Raw genomic sequence first — 19,172 nt, forward strand, 5'->3', positions numbered from 1 at the left:
AAAAATGTCCGCTTGAGTATGTCGAAAAATCCTTCAGCCTGCCAATAGCTGGATGACAAATTTCGATGCTAGAGACAGTAAAATTCAGTAGTTTCAGTCCAGCTGCATTGCCAAATCTACATAGAGAATCCTCTATAGCCAAAAAGTGGTTGCCTATTAAACAAGAAATAGGAGGAAAAGATATGAAAAAGTTTGGCATCTCTGTTGGTTTAATTGTTGTTTTAACCTTAGGATATTTGGGGTATTCAATCTATCAAAAGAATCAGGCAGATGAGAAAATCAATCACTACTTAGTTGAGCAGGGGCTCCCCGAAGAGCAAATCATAACAATAAGTGAAATTCGCTATGATGAGAAGCTGGGGGTATATAAGCAATATTCCAAAAGAATTACCACCAAAAAAGATACCGAAAAGTGCCGTCAAGAAGTTATAAAAGCAGGCGCATTTCTGTCAGGAGAAAAACTGCAAAATAAAGAGAGCCTAACCACTGAAAATTGCGAGTTGGCGTATTACTGCGTATTAGATTTGAAAAACAATCGGGTAACAGTTCAGTACGTAATTTCAGGAGACGGAACGACCGATTCGCAGAAAATAAACGCACAGTTTGCCTACCCACTTCTAGGTAAATGAAGAGCTGCAAAAAGGGTCAATTGCTATTAAAGCGGCATCTCCAAATCGCTTGTGACATGTATTGTAGTGGGAAGCGCACCTATAAACAAAGCGGGAAAACGAAATGAATCATAAGTGGATACTTTAGGTGGTGTTTCAAAAGCCAATTGTTTTGAAAAATTGCAGAGAAGTAATATTGATTTACCAATGGCAGTAAAAAATTGATAGTGAACGAATCAGTTCTAACCAATGAACTGGCATAAAATGAATAGATAAGGAAGCGGTAGAATGACCAATATTTTAATGAGTCTATTTTCTAAAAAAGAAGAGTGGAGTCAAGGACTAGAAACGTATCTTGCTGGCAAAAAAGTGTTTATCTTGGCTTTTTCCTTTGCGGCAGAATACATTCATTCTTCAGAAGAGTGGGACCGCGCTTACAGCCGGCCGGATGGTTATTATTATGCTGGTATGATGGAAGCATTGACTAGTTATGGTGTTGCAGAAAAAGATATCAGTTGGGGCAATTATTTTGAAGACACTTCCAGAAAACTGCAAGCAAAGATTCATGAGGCGGATGTTCTCTTTTTACCCGGTGGAGCACCAGATGAGTTTTTCAACCGCCTAAAAGAAAAAAAACTCATAACTACTATTCAGCAGTTCACGGGAACGATTATCGGGTTTAGTGCAGGTGCCATGGTTCAAATTCAAGAGTTCCATATTACTGAAGATGAACACTACAAAGTATACAGTTATCATGACGGATTAGATTTGATCACAGAATTTGATGTTGAAGTCCATTTTGAGACAGAAGACACCATCATGCAGGAAAGTATCCAACGCTGCTTGGAAGAAAAGAAAAACGTTGTCTATGCCATAGGAAATGATGGTGCAGTGATCGTTGAAGGAAAGAGTATTGTAACTCTTGGCAATGTAAAAAAATACAAGAGACAATACCACTAATAAAAATATATCACTATATGTATATTCTATGCATAATGATTTTTGGAGCTCGCGAGCCAATCTTTCAAGTCTCGCAACAATTAGTGGGGGTAAAATATGAATGAGCAAAATGAAGCATTAAAAGAGTATCTTTATACCAATTTTTTGGTTCATGAAATACAAGGTGAAGACCTTTTTACTCACCAAGAGGAATATGAAAAGGACAATGCCGCAAATTCATACATGAATACAGCGGGTTTAAAAGCGAGTGAAATTTCTTTTGTGATCTTGGCCTTAGAAAGGACAAAGGCGACTGAAAAGTATTTTTACGAAGAATTTGGGTATATCAATATCATGGCTCCTAAAGGTGAAGGTGCAGAAACACAGCCGGAATACATCGTCATATTTCTGGCGAAAAACTTTCCCTATTTCTCAGTAACCAGTTCATTATTATTTGTAGAACTAAATGTTATGGGAGGCGTCGATGACAAAGAGATTCAAGAACGGTCTACAAGATATTTGGAGTATCAAAGTCATGTGGGATTTTTAAAAGAGTATCGAGAGCGTCTAAAGGAACTAAACTTGGAGTAGATGATACTCAGTAAGAATCCACATAGATTATCATGGAATTGTTCATTTTACATGGTCTTTTAGGGTATTAATAAAAATACTACTGATGGAAAGCGCAAATATTGAAGCAGTGGCAGATGTTTTTGAAAAAAGTTAGTACTAACTGCCGAGATGAAATGAGTTGTTTGGAGTATGCTCTATTGTCATTTTTAGAAAATATTACTATAGCAGAGTTTGTGAACGGATCATTTGGGTTAGTCAAAACTAATTCACAAAAAGTTGGAAGCTTGGATAATTCTCAAAAATGTTTGATTGAAAATTTTCAAGGCGAATATAAGCAGAGTAGTAAATGTTTTTCAAATACTATAAAATTAATAGTAGTGATTTCTTAAAGGAGAGAAATGGCTAATATGGATTGGTATAAAAATAGAGAAGGACAAGCAGAACATCTAGTTTATCTGGATAACGAGGGGAAAAAATTAGAAAAAATGATTAATGGTCAGAAATCCATGATCATACGCGGTGCTGCGGGGAAAAAAGCCCACTAGGCGGACGCGCAAAAGAGGGAGATATTCTATATTTTGTTGAAAAAGGTGGAAATATGGAAGTGACACATCGCGGTGTATTAAACAAGGTAGTAGAAAAATACAAGATGTCCCCCGAAGAATCTACAGTGTTCATTAAAAGCTTTGACAAAGAACTTAATTTGTCTGAGAAGCAGAAAAGTAGATGGTATGGAAAAAAGTGTATTGGAATATATGAGATTGATCATTTAGAGAAGATAGAGTCTTTCTACTATAACAGAGAAAAAAATATGGATGACTGGGTTATTACCGATAATATTAACGACATAAAAAAATAATTGTCCCAAATAACTATTGTGTTTTTATAATTATAATTCAAATATATTAGGAGGAAGAATATTTATGATATTCTCCTTTTTTGTATCGAAAGGATATACTCAATTGATATCATGAATATTTCAAATTGACAGTTCGACCTTGTTAAATCATTTGATCGGCTGCCGTAGCTGGAAATTCGGGAGCAGAAACTTCAATGGTAGATAACAAGCCAAAGGACAATATTAATGAACTACCTAAAACCAAATGGCAAATCAATTTCATTTCAAATCATCCTAACCAAACCTGTATTTACGTCAAGCTATTGTTTGCCTCTTTTGTTACTCCAATCTTTCAAGATACCTGGCATTTTTGACCAGCTCCAACAAAAAGAACCTAATAAAGCTATACCTATTAAGAGATATATCCATTCCATTGCAATCGTACCCCTTTCAATCAGATGTTCTGAATAGACAATATAAGTATACCATATGTTGAATTTGTCAATTCTTAAAACCGAAAAGTATAGGAATTAGATTGTCTGACATATAAGTTCTCAAAGAGAGCGTGATATGTGTAAAGCGCCTCTTTTATACAGACTTATTTCTCAGAAGGTATACGGTATTACGAAAATGTAAGGGAATACATTTTGTTTGAAGAGTATACTTGAGCTGTAACATATAGTGAGAATACAAAAAAAGTGCAGTTTCTTTTTTGTGTAAAAAGGTAAGAATGGTGAGCCTTCTGTGAGTATTTTTGTATCTTTAGGGTGGAATCTGGATTCAGAGCCTCTTCCAATGGCCTCGGAAAGTATCTGCCAATTTCACTTATAACGTTTCTCAACTTAACATATGAGGCCCCCGTATAGCTGCCCAAATTAACAAGGATTTGAGTAGATACGCTATCAACTAAGACCTATTCCGACAACAACAGACCTATTAAATAATAATTGCACACCATCTAACTAAGGAGAAGGGAGGAAGCACTATGTTTCTATATGTACTGCTAGGAATAATTTCAATAATTACGGGAGCGCAGTTCTATCTATTTTCCAAAATACTGGGGATCACTCTTGTCCCGTCGATACTGCTTATTATTGTTGGAATACTTTCAATCTTAATTTCGTTTATTGTATCTGTGAATGGGGATTCCAAAGATTCAAAGAATGGAAAAAAATCGTAGTGATGGTTAAGGGTTCTTAACTGTCTCAGGCATAGATTGCCGCCTCTTTAAAGGTAGGCAATCTATGCTGTCAAATGTAGCAAAGTGATCAAGGGAAAAAGCGAACGTAGACTTCGATACCTGCAATGCCGAAAATGAAAAGACATAGACTTAGGGCTACCTGAGTAATTTCCACCGTAGCTATTCCCTGAAAGGTTAAATAGGCCAGTAATAGGGTCACCGTAACTGTGGAGCACCAACACCAGATATTAATTAAGGTATTGCGTTTTTGATGGAAACGTTCATCTTTGTATCTAGATTTGGTGATATCTTTTTTTAACCATACTACTAGTGACAACCCAATAATCGTCCCAATCCACCAGCCAGGTTGAAAAACGGACAGTGACGTCCCACCGCGTCCGATAGTAAGACCTCCCAAAGTAGTACCAAAAATTACCGAAGCAATGGTAATGATGAGCTGTTTGATTTTGGATAAATGATCTCTTTTATTCATTTTCATCTTCCTCCAGTTGAAATATCTGTTCGATAGTCACACCAAAAAACTTAGCCAGTAATAGCGATAATTCCAAACTGGGATTATACTTTCCAGACTCAATAGCATAGATTGTCTGACGGGAGACAGACAAGGCGATTGCCAGATCTTCTTGTGAAATTCCAGCAGAATTTCGGAATTCTCTGATTTTATTTTTTACTAGTATGGTAAGACCTCCTTGAGTGATTTATTAGTAAAGATATCTTTGCTTTTTTCGGGTAATCTTCTTAGTGACATCAGAGGAAAATATGGAAGCTTGAGAAAAAGAGATTCAATCGAGAAAAGTGTAAAGAGTAAATGACCTATACTTTTATTGATAGGCAATCATCTAAATTTCGGTAAAATTGAGTTATGAAACCGAATATCCTTCATGCTATTTTCTTTGATCATCACCACAATTGGGAGAATTTCCTAGAAAAGAATAGACGTTGAATACGATCCGTTGTGCAAAAGGAAGTTCGTAAATTTCAATTCTGTGGAGATATTAGAAATGGCTACCGACTATTGGTTTGCGAAGCTTGTCATGATGTGAAACTGCTCCCGCTAAAATGTAAAGGTAAGTTTTGCCCGAATTGTGCTACTGGCGAGAATCAGTAATGGACTGAAATTACGGCAAATGATTTGTTGGTTGGGACTCATCGTCACGTTGTTTTCACCATTTAGAAAACTACTTTTTAATACAAAGTAGTTGACGACTTGGCTACTCTGTAATATTATGTAGCTGTTCAAAGGAGTAATCACAGTAATCAGTTTTAGCGTAGATCAGCTACTAAGTATTACAAGATAGAGGTGGAGACATGAATGATTTAACCGAGATGCTCAAGGGGATTTTAGAAGGTGTGATTCTTGAAGTCATTAGCCGGGGAGAGACCTATGGCTATGAGATTACGAAAACCTTGCAAGATTTGGGTTTTGACGATGTGGTGGAAGGAACGGTTTATACGATTTTGATTCGTCTGGAGAAAAAGGCAGTGGTATCGACTGTGAAGCGAAAAAGCGAAATCGGTCCGATGCGAAAATTTTACAGTTTGAATGAAACGGGAAAAGAAGAGTTAGAACATTTTTGGCAAAAGTGGGGCTTCATCACGGAACGCCTGTCACGCTTAAAGGAGCAATAAGATGAAACGAGCATACTGGGATTTAAAATATTTGAAACAAATCAAGGAAAATTATAAGCAAGAACTCAAACGGCTGGAGGCTTTGCCAGCGGACTATCAGCAAGCGTTCCAAGAGGTTTCGGAGTACTTAACGGTAACTTATGGTGGCTTTGATGGGCTGGATTTGATGGATACTCAGCTTCGTTTAATCGATTTATTGGAAGAGGTTGCTGTCAGACAGATTCCTGCTCGGGAGTTTGTGGGAGAAGATGTGGTGGCCTTTGCTAAGGAATTTGGGCAAGCCAGTGATTTACCCAACTGGCAAGAGCGCTACTTTGAGAAGCGTCAGCGAAAACTCAACCAACGTATTCAACGTAAATTAGGAGGGAAGAAAGATGAAACCCATTGAAGGAATCAAAAAAATTATCGCGGATAAAAAAAAGTGGCGGGCCTACGCCGAAAGAGTAAAAAAACTACCGCCAGACTATCGCATAGTCTACAAAGAAGTCGAAAAATACTTGTTCAATTTTTCCAGTGGTGATGGGATCGATACGGTGGCGGGGATTTATCAGTTAATTGAATTCCTAGAAGAAGGAGCGCAAAATCAGATTCCGGTTCTGGCTTATGTGGGGCAGGATGTGGGGGAGTTCGCAGAGAATTACCGCAAGTCTTTGGCCACCCAGTCTTGGGCGGATGATTGGCATGAAAAGGTACAATAGCAGTATAACTTTGTACCTTGAATGGGTGAATCGCTGCGGATTTAATTCTCGTGATAAAGAGGTGAACGAAATATGATGGATCATATTGAACTATATGTAAATGACTTAGAAGAAACAAGAAAGTTCTATTCTACTTTGCTTTCCCTTATGAATTACCAGCTTTATCAGGAATGGGAGCATGGATTCAGTTACCGGTATAAAACATTTTATATTGTCTTTGTCCAAGCTGAAGAGAACTATCGAGAAAAAGGATTTCATAGAAAAAACATAGGATTAAATCATCTGGCATTTTCGGTTGATAGCACAGAACAGGTAGATCAGATTCGAGTAAGAATGAAGGATTTTGGTGCCAAAGAACTGTACGTTGATAAGTTTCCTTTCGCCGGTGGAAAAGATCGCTATACTTTCTTTTTTGAAGATCCAGATCGTCTAAAATTAGAAGTTGTTACGCAAGCTTGTTAATTAAACTTACTGATAGCGAAGAGTTAAAGTGGAGCATGTATGCAGCAATTGATTATGTTATAATAAGGTTGTTATTGCAATCGCCTTCACGAAAAGGGGGATTTTTATGCTAATCTCTGGAACATTGTGGTTCATATTTTCATTTATCCTATTGGTAGTCAATCAAATATACAGTGATTTATATTATAATTCATCGAATCCCCTAATGATAATCCTTGCTATTATTTCGTTTATGCTAGGCATATTATTTTATTATCAATATTACTCGAATAAAAAACAAGGGAATGAAAGTAAGTGATTTTTTTTTCCGCAATTACGATAGAAGGAAAATTGAACTACAAGAGTGGATTTTCAATGCCAGAAGCTGCATATGTTGAATGACGTTTGCAACTGGGGAAAGAGCATTTAGGGTGACTTGGAAGGTCATACGAAAATAATATCCTATTCCATAGAACGAGGTGAGGAAAAAATGAACAAAGAATTGCGTAAGTCATTTCTATTTGCGCTTATTATGGCCTTGATCTCTGGTAGTCAGATGTTAATGGTTTTGTTTTCTCATCGCGCGCTTTGGATAAAATGCTTGTCAGTACTGATCTTTATCATAATCCTCGCCCTTTGGACTTGGGTTTTTTATTGTAATTTCAAATTTAGTAAAGTATTGAATCAGTATGCACAAGACTTCCATTTAACGCCTGAAGCTGTGGCACATGCCACAGGTCAAAGCCGTTATGATTTTTATTATCTAACCGGTAACAAGACGATGGTTTTTTATAGTGGTAACGTAAAAAAGCGAAAGCATATTATTGAAAGTCTAGTAAAGCAGTATGGAAAAATACAGGATTAAGCTGAAATTACTAGACTCTTTTGATGCTGGTAATGCAGAAGTGAAATAGTTGAATAATACGGAAAATAAGCCCGTCGAATCTCGCTAAAGGTTACGACAGGCTTATTTTTTTCTTGTCATTACTGATTTTCAAAATCAATGTTGCAAAAGCTAACGCAAACATAACGCTTCAAAAACAGTCGAAGCTATTCCTTTCTAAGGAAAAGCACACAATCAAAAGTCATAGGTATTCCCCTTTTATGAGAGTTTGCCATTTTTGTTATTCCTAGATATTAATCAAGCGGAGAGGCACTTCATTTGTCAAACTGGCTATATAGGTGAAGTGCTCCATCGAAAACCTGATAGACTTGGTCATATTTCTTCAACGTCACTGATTGAGTATCATGAGTTACTTCAATGTATATTCCTTGCTGATATTTTACCAGAAAGTCCAAAATAATTTGCTTAGATTTTTGGTCAACTCCAGTAAAAGGCTCATCTAAAAATGTAATTGGAAAATCAAAATTCAGCATTCGAAGAATACAAATAATCTGACGCTCACCGCCACTTAATTCAGAAATGTCATGATAATTTATTACTCGATTTTGAATAGATTCGGGTAGTTCGTTAAGTAACTGATTCACTTGTGGATTCAGAGGATAACTTCCAAATAAAGTTACATTTTCAGTAAAGGAAGCTTCAAATAAATGTTCTCTTTGTTGTAGTGTGAAGATAGATGCAGTTCGATCACTTGTATTTATTGGAACATCATCAAAGTAAAATGAACCAGTAGACGGGGTCAGTTCACCGTTTAGTAACTTAACCAGTGTTGATTTTCCAGCACCGCTCTGTCCAATGATAGCTGTAGGATGAAACTTTTCAAAAGTTACTGCATCAATAAACATCTTGTACTCGTTTCTTTGAAAACTAAGATTGTTAATTTCAAAAACTGCTACCTGTCTTGGTGGATAATCAGATTCCTCTAATTCCGGGAGTTCTAGCTGCTCTTCAATTTCCGCAACAATATCTTTTGAAGAATTCAAGACATTTATACAACTCAAGACTCCTTGCATGGATCCAATCAATTGACCCGTGTAGAGAAATGCTGCACTGACGGCACCTAAGCTTATTTCATCATGTAATAGTAAGTAGCCAGCTAAGGAGAAAACTGCCAAGTTCATCAAATTAGTTCCGATACTATTGGTCATGTCACTAAGAACTCGGAATTGACCGAAGCGAAAGTTTTTTTCTTCGGATTGTGTCAAAGAGTCTTGATGCCGTTTTCGAAAGATCTTAATTGTTTTCTGTTGTACATATTTATAGCCAGAGAGTAAATCCAATAATAGACGGTTGTATAGTTTTAGTTGGCCTAATTGTTCCTTTCGTAGTTTTGCCAATTTTTTCTGTGTAAAAATTGGCAAAAGTGAGGTTCCAACTGAAAAGATTATAATAATCCCCATCAGTCTTAAGTCTAAAACAAATAGCATACTACCACAGTAAATGAGCAAGTTTGCAATACTTTTCAGGAGATCAATCCAAGCACTGAGGTAATCTTCGTATACAGCATCTACATTGTTATTTATGATGCTCAAATAATCTACAGGTTGTGCTTGTTCAAATTTCTTTGGCTTTTGTGAGATAAATTTCGAGAATAATTGCTGCCTGATTTCCAAGTTGAAATCTCTTGATAATTTCCATTCCCACAAACGATTTAAGTATTCAAAACAGTTGTTTAAAACAACCAATATTAGAAACCAAATAAACAGTTTTCCAAGATAAGGCGCTCCAAGGTTATATTTATCCATAAGAAGTTTTGTCATCATTGGAAAAAGAGAAGACGTCAGAGAAAAAATACCGTAAAAAATAAAGCCTGCCATAATGGTCCATTTCAGTTTGTTGATAAGCTTCTTCATCTATCTTTCCTTTCAAAAAAGATCGAGGAAGACCTCGATCTTTTATACCGTTCTTAGTTTTTTATCAAAGCAGAAGGTTTCATAATTTTTCCAAAATTTTAGTGATGAAACGTTTAACAAAGATTTATACGTTTTAATCATACGATTCAGGTTAGCCATTAGTTCGACTAATAGACCGGTATATATTGATGAATTCGAGTTATAGCTGAATTGAACAGTTTAGTTATCCATACCCGTGCGGAGATCTATTTTATTGTGCTGAATAACTCATCTATGAACAGTATAGATGAGTTTTATTTACTTGAATAGTGATAGATTGAGATTTTTGACTCTTAGTATTTCTTTATAACAATAGTTGGATTAGCTGAAAGTGAATCTATTGTTAGCTTGTAGAGAACGGCAACTTTAGTTGATAGATATCTATAGTATGAGATGAAAGGCTATATGGAAAGTGTTCAATAATTATATATTGAAATAATTGGTTTTTGATATACCAATAATTGTATGGTTTATAGAGTTGTTGTTGAAAACGAGATTATACGGATATTTTGTTAAAAATAAAGAGAGGCTCTAGGATTTCTTGGAAAAAAAGAGCCCGTAGTTTGGTGGGAGTAATTGCTAAGTTCTGATAGAAAAAGAAGGTCGGCATTATTTTTTGCGTGATATACTATTTATAACACCGCGAGATTAGTGATGATTTGTAGATATTGCAATACAAAGGGTACGAAACTATTAACGGGACAGTATCACTGTGCAAATTGTGAACTGGATTTTAGTGAGAACCAAAAGGTATCATTTTAGATATATATCAATCAATAGACGAGCAGAGATAGGATAAAAAATAATGCATTTTTAATGTCTTTATATTGAAAATCACATACTGATAAAAATATAATCTATGAGGTGGAAAATGAAAAAGGTGATGCTTTTTTTCTTATGTATCTTAGCAGGTTGCAGCAGTCAAAAACTTGAAAGTACAGCTGTAGAATTAGAAGATTCAAGGGTGTATTCTAAATCGGAGATACAACAAGGTGTGAGGGTAATTGAGCAGAAGTTTTCCGAAGAATTCGAATCTGGGCGGATAACTAAACTACACTATAAAGATGAATATATCGAAAAGATAAATGAATGCTCTGATGAGAAATCCTGCATGGTATTTAGAGCTGAGATGGAGTTTCCAAATAGAGACTCTAATCATGAACAGAATGCGAAAGACAGGTTCGATAACTGGTACTGGTATCTCACTTATAACACAGCTGAAAACAGGTGGGGTGTTTCCAATTATGGCTTTAACTAAGCTTTTTGCTGCTTGGTACACTAAGTATTGTGGAGCTTAAATGAGTCTTTAAGAATTTGAATGTTTTAGCTTGCGATTTTTTTGAGCGGCTTTTTCAGGAAGTTGTGAACTCAACTGGCGCAAACTTAAGCGTCTAAAAGGTTGCTCAATCAAATTATCCACCTTCAGACACAAGGAGTTTACACAAAATTGTACTCGCTTTTCGCTGCGATCTGAACTCGGTTCCGGCGTTTGACTAGGTTCAAAAAGGCGCCCACTAAAAATTTCTCCAAAGCACTTCACGAGTAATCTCAAACAGTTCGTCGTAAAAATTTAATTGAGGAATACTCGAGTAATGTAGGAATCGAGCGTGTGGCCGATAATTCCGAAAAAGTATCGCTTTCCTTATAGGAAGGGGATACTTTTTTGATACATTGACTATCTTATGTTGGTGAGTTTTTGCTGATCGAGTTGTAGTTTAGAAAGATAGCCCAATAAAGGAATAGTATGTTGTGTGCGTCTAATTTTAACACCATGCCTGTTCTATCACTAAATTTGTCTTGATTTTTAAATGTATTGCTATCGTTAGAAGTCAGTTGTGTTTTTTATTAGTGTGTAAAGGGATGCTTGAAATAGGTGAATATAACTCGTAGTATCTAATTTTAAAGCTGTTGTAAGCGCTGTAAATGTTTTGATATTATATTACTATAACCATTAATAGGAAAGACTAAATTATTTTATGGATATCGCTTGTTTTGAAAATGAAGGTGTTGGTAACTGAGAAACGGTGGTTTTCTAGACAATTTAAAAAGCGGGGACTCGTATGAAACAAAGCATGCGCCACTTGAAGCAGTTCGCTACTCTTTTCACTCGACATAGAGCTGTAATTTTTAAACTAGGGACTATCTATTTTTTTCGTGGGATTTTCCCGACAATGTATATGATTGTGCTTGGAAAGATGATTAATCAGTTTCTGGAACAGTTGCAACCTGACACTCTAGTGGTAGAACGTTTGTTACCGCTAATTCTGCTGCTGGGAACGCTCTATTTTCTACAAAGTCTGGTAGCTCATAGATTAGATATAGCAAATGTGCGGTTTGAGCTCTTCTGTGAAAGGACACTTGAGCCGGAATTGGTAAAGCGGCATTTGGCGACTCCTTATGAAGTGATGGAGTCTGAAAATTACAAAGATCAGGTTGAGATGATCTTTAATGATTTTTCAGGACGCATTGCTACAGCTGTGCGGAATACATTTGAGCTTTTGTCGGTAATTTGTTCGTTCTTATTAGTGCTCGCAATCGTTGCCAGCAAAAATATCTGGATTGGCCTGGGTATTCTTGCAATTACGCTGCCGCTAATTAAGATAACTATTGAGAACGGTAAAAACAATTATGCTGTATTTTCAGAGTTGATTCCATTGAGAAGGAAAAATGAGTACAAATTTTCCTTATTTAACAGTTTTGAGTTTGCTGAGGAGCGTCTGGTATTTGATAATAGTGATGCATTGGATAAGTTTTACGATGAAGATTGGGAACAGATGTATCGAAGGGAGAAGAAGCTTGCCTTTCCATTCTTTATGAAGATCAATGCTGTGACTGTTTTTTCAAGTCTTGTGAGTATCTTTACAGCACTGATTCTGATCGTCCCAGTCTATTACGGGCAACTTTCTATCGGATTCTTTATTGCATTGCTTAATGCCCTCATGATGGTGATGAACGCTGTTTCAAATGAACTACTTCCAATTGTGGAAGACTACAGCGAGAACTGGGAATATATGGCTGCTGTAGGGGCTTTTAATACGCAGGCCAGTCAGTTATCGGACTTGGAGAAAATGCAGATGCCGCCTGAAATATTCGAACAAATCCGTTTTGAACATGTTTCTTTCAAGTATCCGGGGGCCACAGCGTATACGCTGAAAGATGTCTCCTTTGAGTTAAATAAAGGCTCAAAGTATGCTTTTTTTGGAGAAAATGGTTCAGGGAAATCTACTATTATCAAACTTTTGCTAGGCTTGTATGGCAATTATGAGGGCAACATCTACTTTGGTGAACTTGAACTCCGGACTCTGAATAAGACCGCCTTAAGGAGTAGCTGCAATCTTATGCTACAGGACTTTAATCATTTCGCAATTCCAGTTTTTGATTTCCTCAATCTCAATGATGGTAGTTGTGAGGCGAATAAAATTGAATGGAATCAGGAGTTAAAGGAATTGCTTGGCCCCGAATATTTGGCTGATTCCTTGATGTTGGGAAATATCCACCAACAAGGCATTGAATTGTCTGGCGGTCAGTGGCAAAAGCTCCTCTTTTTAAGATGCAAGCATCAGATAAAAAAATTGTTCATTTTTGATGAACCTTGTGCTTCACTGGATTGTCGCGCAGAAAAACAATTTTATCAGGAAGTCGAAGGGTTATGCAAAAATGACCTGGCTATCTTTATCTCTCATCGAATGGGATCCGTTTTTTTAGCAGATGAAATTTTTGTTATTCACAAGGGATCCATCGAAGAGTCTGGAGAATTTCGAACTTTGGTAAATAACGGTGGTCTGTTTAGTCACTACTATCACAATCAAAAAAGTTGGTATGAAGATGAAGAAATTTGTTAAGTTATTTACCCTTTGTTTTTCTTTTGACAAGATGCGTACAATCTGGCTGGCTCTCCTTTTATTGGCTACGAGTCTTTGGTCTGTTCTAAAAGTAGCATCATTGTCAAACATGATTGATGTTTTATTTGCCGCAGAAAGTCTGAATGAGCGTATTGCGAGCATTATTGGATGGGGCGGCTTTGTGATTTTTTCTCACTTGCTCCATGCAATGACCAGTTATTCTCTGAATGGAGCTACTCGACGATTGACCCATCAGCTGAATCGTCATGTTGCGAAAAAAATTCCGGCATTGTCACTGGAAGCTGCACATGATCCCGATTTTCTAGAGGCATACACTACATATCATACTGCTGTAAGGGAACTTCCCGTCACTTTCATTGGGGTTCTAAAGATTTGCTTTGATACGATTCCGTTTCTGATATTTATCAGTGTATTAATTGCTAATTATTATTTCCCGTTGATTGCAACTGTGCTTCTATTAATTACTTTGACAATCGTAACCATGCGGCGTAATCGAAGTACAGATACTCTTACCAATGCTTATGAGACAAAGAAAACGGCCGAGTTGAAAAAGTCCTACTATCAATCTCTGCTCTTTAAAGACCGGGCTTTACTGGAAATCATTGCAACACAATCAAAAGACCGTTTTTTCAATTTTTATGCCAATAGCAACAATCAGTTATCTCAAGTTGACGAAGAAATAAGAACTTTTCACCTAAAACAAAAACAAAAAAATATGATTCTCAGCGTTTTGGGATATCTCCTAGTTCTTGCTATCTTTTCTGCCGCGCTGGTGACACAACAAATTACGATTGGTGAATTTATCGCGCTGCTTTCCATCTCCGAAATGCTCGTGGAAAATACCAAGGCTGGCTGGGCCACCTATTTTGAAGCAATCCGCGAAAAGTACGTGTATCTCCAATCTTTCCATGATTTTACCGAAGCTACCTCTTATTCGGTGGTGCCTGCTCGTCTTGAAAAAGCTCATCAAATTCATTTAGAAAACATTAGCTTTCATTACCCGGGTACTTCTGAGAACGTCCTTCACGAGGTCAATTTGACGGTGACAGCTGGCGAAAAAATCGCCTTCGTAGGGGAAAATGGCTCTGGGAAATCTACTCTTTTGAAACTGATTTTGGGTCTGTATACTCCGACAACCGGTCATATTCGCTATCAAGAGGGCAAGGGAAATTCCCGCCGGTTTGGTAAGATTTCCGGGCTTACCCAAAACTATAGTCGCTATAAACTATCCTTTCAGGAAAATATTGCTATTGGCGAAGATGTCACAACAGTCAATCCTGCGTTCTTTCACCAAGCGATTGCTCCTTTACGTTTGCAGCAAAAATTAGAACCTCAGGGGATCACTGGGACTACCAATTTGAGTAAAGATTTCGGCGGGTGCGAGTTATCCGGCGGTACTTGGCAGCGGGTTGCTCTGGGAAGAAGTTTCTACAAACCAGCTAATTTTCTGTTTTGGGATGAACCCACATCAGCGATTGATCCTCTAGAGGAAAAGCGACTTTTTTCGGTCTTTGAGGCTGCTGGGAAACAAAAAACAACTTTGCTCGTAACTCATAAATTAGCTGCTGCAAGACATGCGGACAGAATCTACGTATTAGACAAAGGTGAAATTATTCAACAAGGAACTCATCACGAGTTACTGACTTTAAATGGCAAGTACAAGGACCTGTGGGAGACACAAATTTCACTTTTTAAAGAATTGTGATTTCGTCACTAATTAGAAAGACTCCAATAACAGAGCGTTTCTTCGTCGTGCTTTCCCCTTACTGAGGGAGGTTAACTGCAATGCTAAAAAAGGGCTCTTGATTTTTATTGAACCACTTGATAAATGACAACAACAAAACAGGCCAAAAGGAAGGCGAAAATTGAGCGCAAATAGCGTCTTGTCAAGATAATACAAATAATTAAGGAAAGATGGTTTTGTGATTTGGTCTCGCTTACAATTTCGAATGTTATAATTAGATTGATATACGAAAGGTCGAAAACTGTAGTGGAGAATTCTATTGTAGCGATGTTCTAAGAGTGGAGGGATTTCATGGATTGCAAAAATCATTTTTCCGGAATCAGCTTTTTCAAAAATGTGGCCAACAGATGGTTTTTTCTTATAGGAGCAATGGTGTCCATACAATTTCTTCTGGGGCAAAATATCGCTGAACTGAATGAAACATTATGGACTGTTTTATTTGTAATAGCTATAGGAATAACTATAGTTAAATATTTTAGACAGTCAGATTAGCTGCTCCGGCTCACCTCTTAGAACAATAAGGGAGAAGCTTGGGTCTAATCATTATTTTCTACCTCTGCTCTTAATTTTGGACTGTCGTTCTAATAAGCGCGCTACAAGTAATCAAAAAGGAATACGAAACTGCTAAAGTAGAAAAAGGTACACGCCAATAGGTGAAAAAGAGTGTTCCATTTAGTTTGAAAGAGAATCTTGTGCTGATTCTCTTTTCAAGCGGCACGACTTTTTCAAACCCCAAATTTGGGCTTAGGAATTGCTTATTGAGGGTGGAGTGAAGATATCAAGAGTAGAAACAGCTCGTTTAGACAGGAGTTTTTTATGAAAAAGTATTTATGGGCAATTCGTGGCTATATCATTCTCGGAATTGTATTAAATTTAATTGAAGCATTTCTTACCTCACTTTTTCTACTGTTTCCTGGCTGGATTGTAGACAATTACCACAAAGGACTTTCGTACATCATCTGCCTAACTGCTCTTTATTCCGGTATTTTTGTCCTCTATCTTATAAATGCCTATTTCTCAAATCGTGTTTCAGACTATCGGCGCATAAAATTTGAAAAGGAAATAAAAAAGGATTTTTTTAATTCCACGATTGGAAGGGATTATGAAAGCTTTCATGAGTACAGCAATGCAGGGTACATTTCCATGCAGGCCAACGACATTACAGAGATGTGTCAGAACTATTTAAGTCCGTTACTAGCAATTTATAGATCGATTTTATTAATCCTGGTCTTTGGAATTTCGTTAGTTTTATTTGTGAATGTTTGGGTGGCATTGGTTATTTTGATCTTTTCGATTCTGGTCGTCTTTGTACCTAGAATTACAGCAAAAAAATTAGCACAAAAAAATGAGGTTTATTATGCACGTTTGGGGAACTATACAAATGTGATTAAAAACTTCTTCGATGCCCACGATATTTTGGATAGTTCTAGTCGAAAAACGATTACTTCTCTCCATGAAGATGAGCTGGACGATGTTCTGAATTCAAATATGTCTTTCCGAAAGACGAACAGCTTAGCGATGGTCATCAATGGTGGTGCAGTTGAATTTGTGGCGGTCATCACTTTTATTGTGGTTGCCCTATTGCTCTTTCACAATCAAATTACTGTCGGAATGGCGACGATTTCTTTTACCTATAGCACGCGATTTATCGAGCCTATTTATGAGCTTAATGTTTGTTTAGGTAAGGTAAACTCGGTAAGAAAGGTTCAAAAGAAACTACTTGGAATTATCAATGAATCCAAGCGTCAAGAAAATAGGACAATAAAAAAATTCCGTACCATCGAAACTTCTGTCTTGCATAAGCAGTACAAACACGCGAGTATTCATCTTCCAAGCCTATCGTTATCTTTTCCTAAAAAATATTTGATAACAGGTGAAAATGGCACAGGGAAGAGTGTTTTGCTGCGATTACTAATGAACTTTGAGAAACCCAATCATGGAGCAATCCACCATGATGGTGAAGGCAATCTGGATGTTTCGGAAAGTGTCTGTTATTTACCGCAAAAAGTGGTGATTTTTAATGGATCTTACGAAGACAATGTCACGATTTATCAAACCTATGATTCTAGTCGATTGGAACGGTATGAATCACTTTTTCCAAAAGCAATTATTCAGCATATCAAAGAAAATGAGGATCTTCATAAGCTGAGTGGTGGTGAGAAGCAAGTCATTGCGCTACTTCGAGGATTGTGCAGCAACAAGGATATTTTATTGATGGATGAACCGTTTGCCGCGATGAACACATTGACCATCGAACACTTTGTAAAAAGGATGAATCAAATCGACCGAATGTTGGTAATCGTCGCCCACAATATGGAGAACTATGTAGAATTATTTGACGAAGAAATTATCGTGGTACGCTGATTCCTTCAGATAAAGGAGCGTGGATTTTTTTAAACTGGCTGAAATTCATAAACTGTACGAAGAAAATCGTGCAGTGAAGGCAGTTATTGTTAATTGGTAAATCCAAGGAATTAAAACTGCCAGGTTTGACTTGTTAAACTATAGCTTGAAGCGACTGCTCTATTTAAAAAGAATCAACCCCGATAACTGAGGGATTGGTTCTTTTTTTGATAATGGGGGGAAGCGTCAAGCGTTTCACTGCAGATGCAGCAATGGCAACTGGCAACATCTGTTTCAGCTATCTTCCGGAAAGTGGTATAATGACTGGAAGGAGATTTTTAAGAAGGGCTGTGGCGACGTGCGTTTTTTACATACGGCTGATTGGCATATCGGCAAAAAATTCAATGGCTATGATCTGTTGGCAGAACAAGAGGCAGTCATCAACCAGATAATCGAGATTGCCGTGGCTGAAGCTGTCGATGCAGTAGTGATTGCAGGGGATCTCTATGATCGCGGGGTGCCACCGGTAGAAGCGGTGGCCTTGTTTAACCGACAAGTGGCGCAGTTGAATCTGGAAAAAGGGCTGCCGTTGTTGGCGATTTCCGGAAATCATGACAGTTCGATTCGTTTAGAAACCGGGAGTCCGTGGTTTTCGCATACCCGGTTTCATCTGCACACTCGATTAGAGCAGTCATTTGTTCCGGTGGCAATTGGCGATACGCAGTTCTTTCTATTGCCGTATTTTGAACCAATCGCAGCACGAATCTATTTTGAAGACGACACGATTCGCACAATTGCAGAAGCCATGCAGCTAGTTGTGGCGGAGATGAAAAAAGCGTTTGATCCGGCTATGAGACAGGTATTGGTGACTCACTTTTTCGTAGCGGGTGCCACGCGGACAGATTCAGAAACCAAAATTGAAGTGGGCGGGCTGGACAATGTGCCGGCGGATCTTTTCGATGATTTTGACTATGTGGCATTGGGGCATCTTCATGGCAAGGATGCCGTGAAACATCCCCGAGTGCAATACAGCGGCTCGCCGTTGAAATTCTCGCTGTCGGAAGCGACGCAGGAAAAAGGTGTGTTCATCGTGGATACTACGGCTGCCCAAAAGCGACAATTTTTGCCGCTGGTGCCAGTTCATGATGTTCGAATTTTGACTGCTGAGTATGACCAGTTGCTAAATCCTGACTTTTATCAAGCCGTGGGGCGAGAAGATTTCTTGCAGATCAAGCTTACAGATCGAGCGGTGATTCCTAACTTGATGAACACTTTGCGGGGAATTTATCCGCGCATATTGGGAGTTGAGCGAGTCAGTGGTGTAACAAAAGTGCAACAGAAAGCGGCTGAGCTGCCTCAAGAGCGTAATCCCGAAGCGTTAGTTCAGGACTTTTTTGCTGAAATGACTGGCGAGACACTTTCGAATCAGCAGCAGGAATGGCTACGAGAAGCTTTGCAAGAGATCACAAAAGAATGACCGAAAAAGATCGAAAAAGGAC

18 protein-coding genes and 2 pseudogenes are annotated in these 19,172 nt (G+C 37.7%); 17 read left to right on the top strand and 3 right to left on the bottom strand.

Annotation, left to right across the window (positions count from 1 at the left end; all coding sequences use genetic code 11):
- Positions 1 to 182 precede the first annotated feature (182 nt).
- The 5 genes and pseudogenes from BAU14_RS04200 to BAU14_RS14465 all read left to right on the top strand — a co-directional run bounded on the left by BAU14_RS04200 (position 183) and on the right by BAU14_RS14465 (position 2,979).
- Positions 183 to 629, top strand: coding sequence for a DUF3139 domain-containing protein (locus BAU14_RS04200; RefSeq protein ID WP_161898834.1), 447 nt, complete (start codon positions 183 to 185; stop codon positions 627 to 629).
- A gap of 267 nt (positions 630 to 896) precedes the next feature.
- On the top strand, positions 897 to 1,568 hold the full coding sequence (locus tag BAU14_RS04205; RefSeq protein ID WP_161898835.1) for a Type 1 glutamine amidotransferase-like domain-containing protein: 672 nt from the start codon (positions 897 to 899) through the stop codon (positions 1,566 to 1,568).
- A gap of 96 nt (positions 1,569 to 1,664) precedes the next feature.
- Positions 1,665 to 2,138: a hypothetical protein gene (locus BAU14_RS04210; protein WP_161898836.1), complete on the top strand. Its 474-nt coding sequence runs from the start codon at positions 1,665 to 1,667 to the stop codon at positions 2,136 to 2,138.
- Between the two features lie 116 nt (positions 2,139 to 2,254).
- Positions 2,255 to 2,509, top strand: coding sequence for a hypothetical protein (locus BAU14_RS04215; RefSeq protein ID WP_161898837.1), 255 nt, complete (start codon positions 2,255 to 2,257; stop codon positions 2,507 to 2,509).
- Between the two features lie 9 nt (positions 2,510 to 2,518).
- Positions 2,519 to 2,979: pseudogene (locus BAU14_RS14465) on the top strand (hypothetical protein).
- 1,247 nt (positions 2,980 to 4,226) lie between these two features.
- Here BAU14_RS14465 and BAU14_RS04225 read toward each other — a convergent pair.
- Together BAU14_RS04225 and BAU14_RS04230 are read right to left on the bottom strand one after the other, a co-directional pair.
- Positions 4,227 to 4,631 carry a hypothetical protein gene (locus BAU14_RS04225; RefSeq protein WP_161898838.1) on the bottom strand — a complete coding sequence of 135 codons (405 nt, stop codon included), beginning with the start codon at positions 4,629 to 4,631 and terminating at the stop codon, positions 4,227 to 4,229.
- Positions 4,624 to 4,857, bottom strand: a complete 234-nt coding sequence (locus BAU14_RS04230; protein ID WP_420022078.1) for a helix-turn-helix transcriptional regulator — start codon at positions 4,855 to 4,857, stop codon at positions 4,624 to 4,626. Before BAU14_RS04230 ends, BAU14_RS04225 begins: the two co-directional genes overlap by 8 nt.
- A gap of 164 nt (positions 4,858 to 5,021) precedes the next feature.
- Between BAU14_RS04230 and BAU14_RS14525 the strand changes: the two are divergent.
- The 6 genes and pseudogenes from BAU14_RS14525 to BAU14_RS04260 all read left to right on the top strand — a co-directional run.
- Positions 5,022 to 5,330 (top strand): annotated as a pseudogene (locus BAU14_RS14525) (transposase zinc-binding domain-containing protein); the annotation flags it as partial.
- Positions 5,331 to 5,467: 137 nt separating this feature from the next.
- The gene (locus BAU14_RS04240; RefSeq protein WP_161898840.1) at positions 5,468 to 5,788 is read left to right on the top strand and encodes a PadR family transcriptional regulator; all 321 of its coding nucleotides are present in this window, start codon (positions 5,468 to 5,470) and stop codon (positions 5,786 to 5,788) included.
- Position 5,789: 1 nt separating this feature from the next.
- Positions 5,790 to 6,176: a DUF1048 domain-containing protein gene (locus tag BAU14_RS04245; protein ID WP_161898841.1), complete on the top strand. Its 387-nt coding sequence runs from the start codon at positions 5,790 to 5,792 to the stop codon at positions 6,174 to 6,176.
- The gene (locus BAU14_RS04250; protein WP_161898842.1) at positions 6,163 to 6,486 is read left to right on the top strand and encodes a DUF1048 domain-containing protein; all 324 of its coding nucleotides are present in this window, start codon (positions 6,163 to 6,165) and stop codon (positions 6,484 to 6,486) included. Before BAU14_RS04245 ends, BAU14_RS04250 begins: the two co-directional genes overlap by 14 nt.
- Before the next feature lie 72 nt (positions 6,487 to 6,558).
- Positions 6,559 to 6,948, top strand: a complete 390-nt coding sequence (locus BAU14_RS04255) for a VOC family protein (RefSeq protein WP_161898843.1) — start codon at positions 6,559 to 6,561, stop codon at positions 6,946 to 6,948.
- 469 nt (positions 6,949 to 7,417) lie between these two features.
- Positions 7,418 to 7,792, top strand: a complete 375-nt coding sequence (locus tag BAU14_RS04260; RefSeq protein WP_161898844.1) for a hypothetical protein — start codon at positions 7,418 to 7,420, stop codon at positions 7,790 to 7,792.
- 293 nt (positions 7,793 to 8,085) lie between these two features.
- Here BAU14_RS04260 and BAU14_RS04265 read toward each other — a convergent pair whose 3' ends face one another.
- Positions 8,086 to 9,684, bottom strand: a complete 1,599-nt coding sequence (locus BAU14_RS04265) for an ATP-binding cassette domain-containing protein (RefSeq protein ID WP_161898845.1) — start codon at positions 9,682 to 9,684, stop codon at positions 8,086 to 8,088.
- A gap of 910 nt (positions 9,685 to 10,594) precedes the next feature.
- On the opposite strand from BAU14_RS04265, the gene BAU14_RS04270 reads away from it, so the two are divergent.
- The 6 genes from BAU14_RS04270 (at position 10,595) to BAU14_RS04295 (ending at position 19,150) form a co-directional block, all read left to right on the top strand.
- Complete coding sequence (locus tag BAU14_RS04270; protein WP_161898846.1) at positions 10,595 to 10,981, top strand: hypothetical protein; 387 nt, start codon at positions 10,595 to 10,597, stop codon at positions 10,979 to 10,981.
- A gap of 802 nt (positions 10,982 to 11,783) precedes the next feature.
- On the top strand, positions 11,784 to 13,565 hold the full coding sequence (locus BAU14_RS04275) for an ABC transporter ATP-binding protein (RefSeq protein ID WP_161898847.1): 1,782 nt from the start codon (positions 11,784 to 11,786) through the stop codon (positions 13,563 to 13,565).
- Positions 13,549 to 15,291, top strand: a complete 1,743-nt coding sequence (locus BAU14_RS04280; RefSeq protein WP_161898848.1) for an ATP-binding cassette domain-containing protein — start codon at positions 13,549 to 13,551, stop codon at positions 15,289 to 15,291. Before BAU14_RS04275 ends, BAU14_RS04280 begins: the two co-directional genes overlap by 17 nt.
- A 330-nt stretch (positions 15,292 to 15,621) precedes the next feature.
- Positions 15,622 to 15,822 (top strand): hypothetical protein, encoded by a 201-nt coding sequence (locus BAU14_RS04285; protein ID WP_161898849.1) that lies wholly within the window; start codon positions 15,622 to 15,624, stop codon positions 15,820 to 15,822.
- A gap of 324 nt (positions 15,823 to 16,146) precedes the next feature.
- Positions 16,147 to 17,694 carry an ATP-binding cassette domain-containing protein gene (locus BAU14_RS04290; RefSeq protein WP_161898850.1) on the top strand — a complete coding sequence of 516 codons (1,548 nt, stop codon included), beginning with the start codon at positions 16,147 to 16,149 and terminating at the stop codon, positions 17,692 to 17,694.
- Between the two features lie 337 nt (positions 17,695 to 18,031).
- A complete protein-coding gene (locus tag BAU14_RS04295) occupies positions 18,032 to 19,150 on the top strand; it encodes an exonuclease SbcCD subunit D (RefSeq protein WP_161898851.1) in 1,119 nt (372 codons plus the stop codon).
- Positions 19,151 to 19,172: the final 22 nt, after the last annotated feature.

The sequence above is a fragment of the Candidatus Enterococcus leclercqii genome (assembly GCF_009933135.1).
Taxonomy (GTDB): Bacteria; Bacillota; Bacilli; order Lactobacillales; family Enterococcaceae; genus Enterococcus_C; species Enterococcus_C leclercqii.

What these genes read in the sequence shown, in the direction of transcription:
- BAU14_RS04200 (WP_161898834.1), top strand. Translation starts at nt 183, where the DNA reads ATGAAAAAGTTTGGCATCTCTGTTGGTTTAATTGTTGTTTTAACCTTA.
- BAU14_RS04205 (WP_161898835.1), top strand. Translation starts at nt 897, where the DNA reads ATGACCAATATTTTAATGAGTCTATTTTCTAAAAAAGAAGAGTGGAGT.
- BAU14_RS04210 (WP_161898836.1), top strand. Translation starts at nt 1,665, where the DNA reads ATGAATGAGCAAAATGAAGCATTAAAAGAGTATCTTTATACCAATTTT.
- BAU14_RS04215 (WP_161898837.1), top strand. Translation starts at nt 2,255, where the DNA reads ATGTTTTTGAAAAAAGTTAGTACTAACTGCCGAGATGAAATGAGTTGT.
- BAU14_RS04225 (WP_161898838.1), bottom strand. Translation starts at nt 4,631, where the DNA reads ATGAATAAAAGAGATCATTTATCCAAAATCAAACAGCTCATCATTACC.
- BAU14_RS04240 (WP_161898840.1), top strand. Translation starts at nt 5,468, where the DNA reads ATGAATGATTTAACCGAGATGCTCAAGGGGATTTTAGAAGGTGTGATT.
- BAU14_RS04245 (WP_161898841.1), top strand. Translation starts at nt 5,790, where the DNA reads ATGAAACGAGCATACTGGGATTTAAAATATTTGAAACAAATCAAGGAA.
- BAU14_RS04250 (WP_161898842.1), top strand. Translation starts at nt 6,163, where the DNA reads ATGAAACCCATTGAAGGAATCAAAAAAATTATCGCGGATAAAAAAAAG.
- BAU14_RS04255 (WP_161898843.1), top strand. Translation starts at nt 6,559, where the DNA reads ATGATGGATCATATTGAACTATATGTAAATGACTTAGAAGAAACAAGA.
- BAU14_RS04260 (WP_161898844.1), top strand. Translation starts at nt 7,418, where the DNA reads ATGAACAAAGAATTGCGTAAGTCATTTCTATTTGCGCTTATTATGGCC.
- BAU14_RS04265 (WP_161898845.1), bottom strand. Translation starts at nt 9,684, where the DNA reads ATGAAGAAGCTTATCAACAAACTGAAATGGACCATTATGGCAGGCTTT.
- BAU14_RS04270 (WP_161898846.1), top strand. Translation starts at nt 10,595, where the DNA reads ATGAAAAAGGTGATGCTTTTTTTCTTATGTATCTTAGCAGGTTGCAGC.
- BAU14_RS04275 (WP_161898847.1), top strand. Translation starts at nt 11,784, where the DNA reads ATGAAACAAAGCATGCGCCACTTGAAGCAGTTCGCTACTCTTTTCACT.
- BAU14_RS04280 (WP_161898848.1), top strand. Translation starts at nt 13,549, where the DNA reads ATGAAGAAATTTGTTAAGTTATTTACCCTTTGTTTTTCTTTTGACAAG.
- BAU14_RS04285 (WP_161898849.1), top strand. Translation starts at nt 15,622, where the DNA reads ATGGATTGCAAAAATCATTTTTCCGGAATCAGCTTTTTCAAAAATGTG.
- BAU14_RS04290 (WP_161898850.1), top strand. Translation starts at nt 16,147, where the DNA reads ATGAAAAAGTATTTATGGGCAATTCGTGGCTATATCATTCTCGGAATT.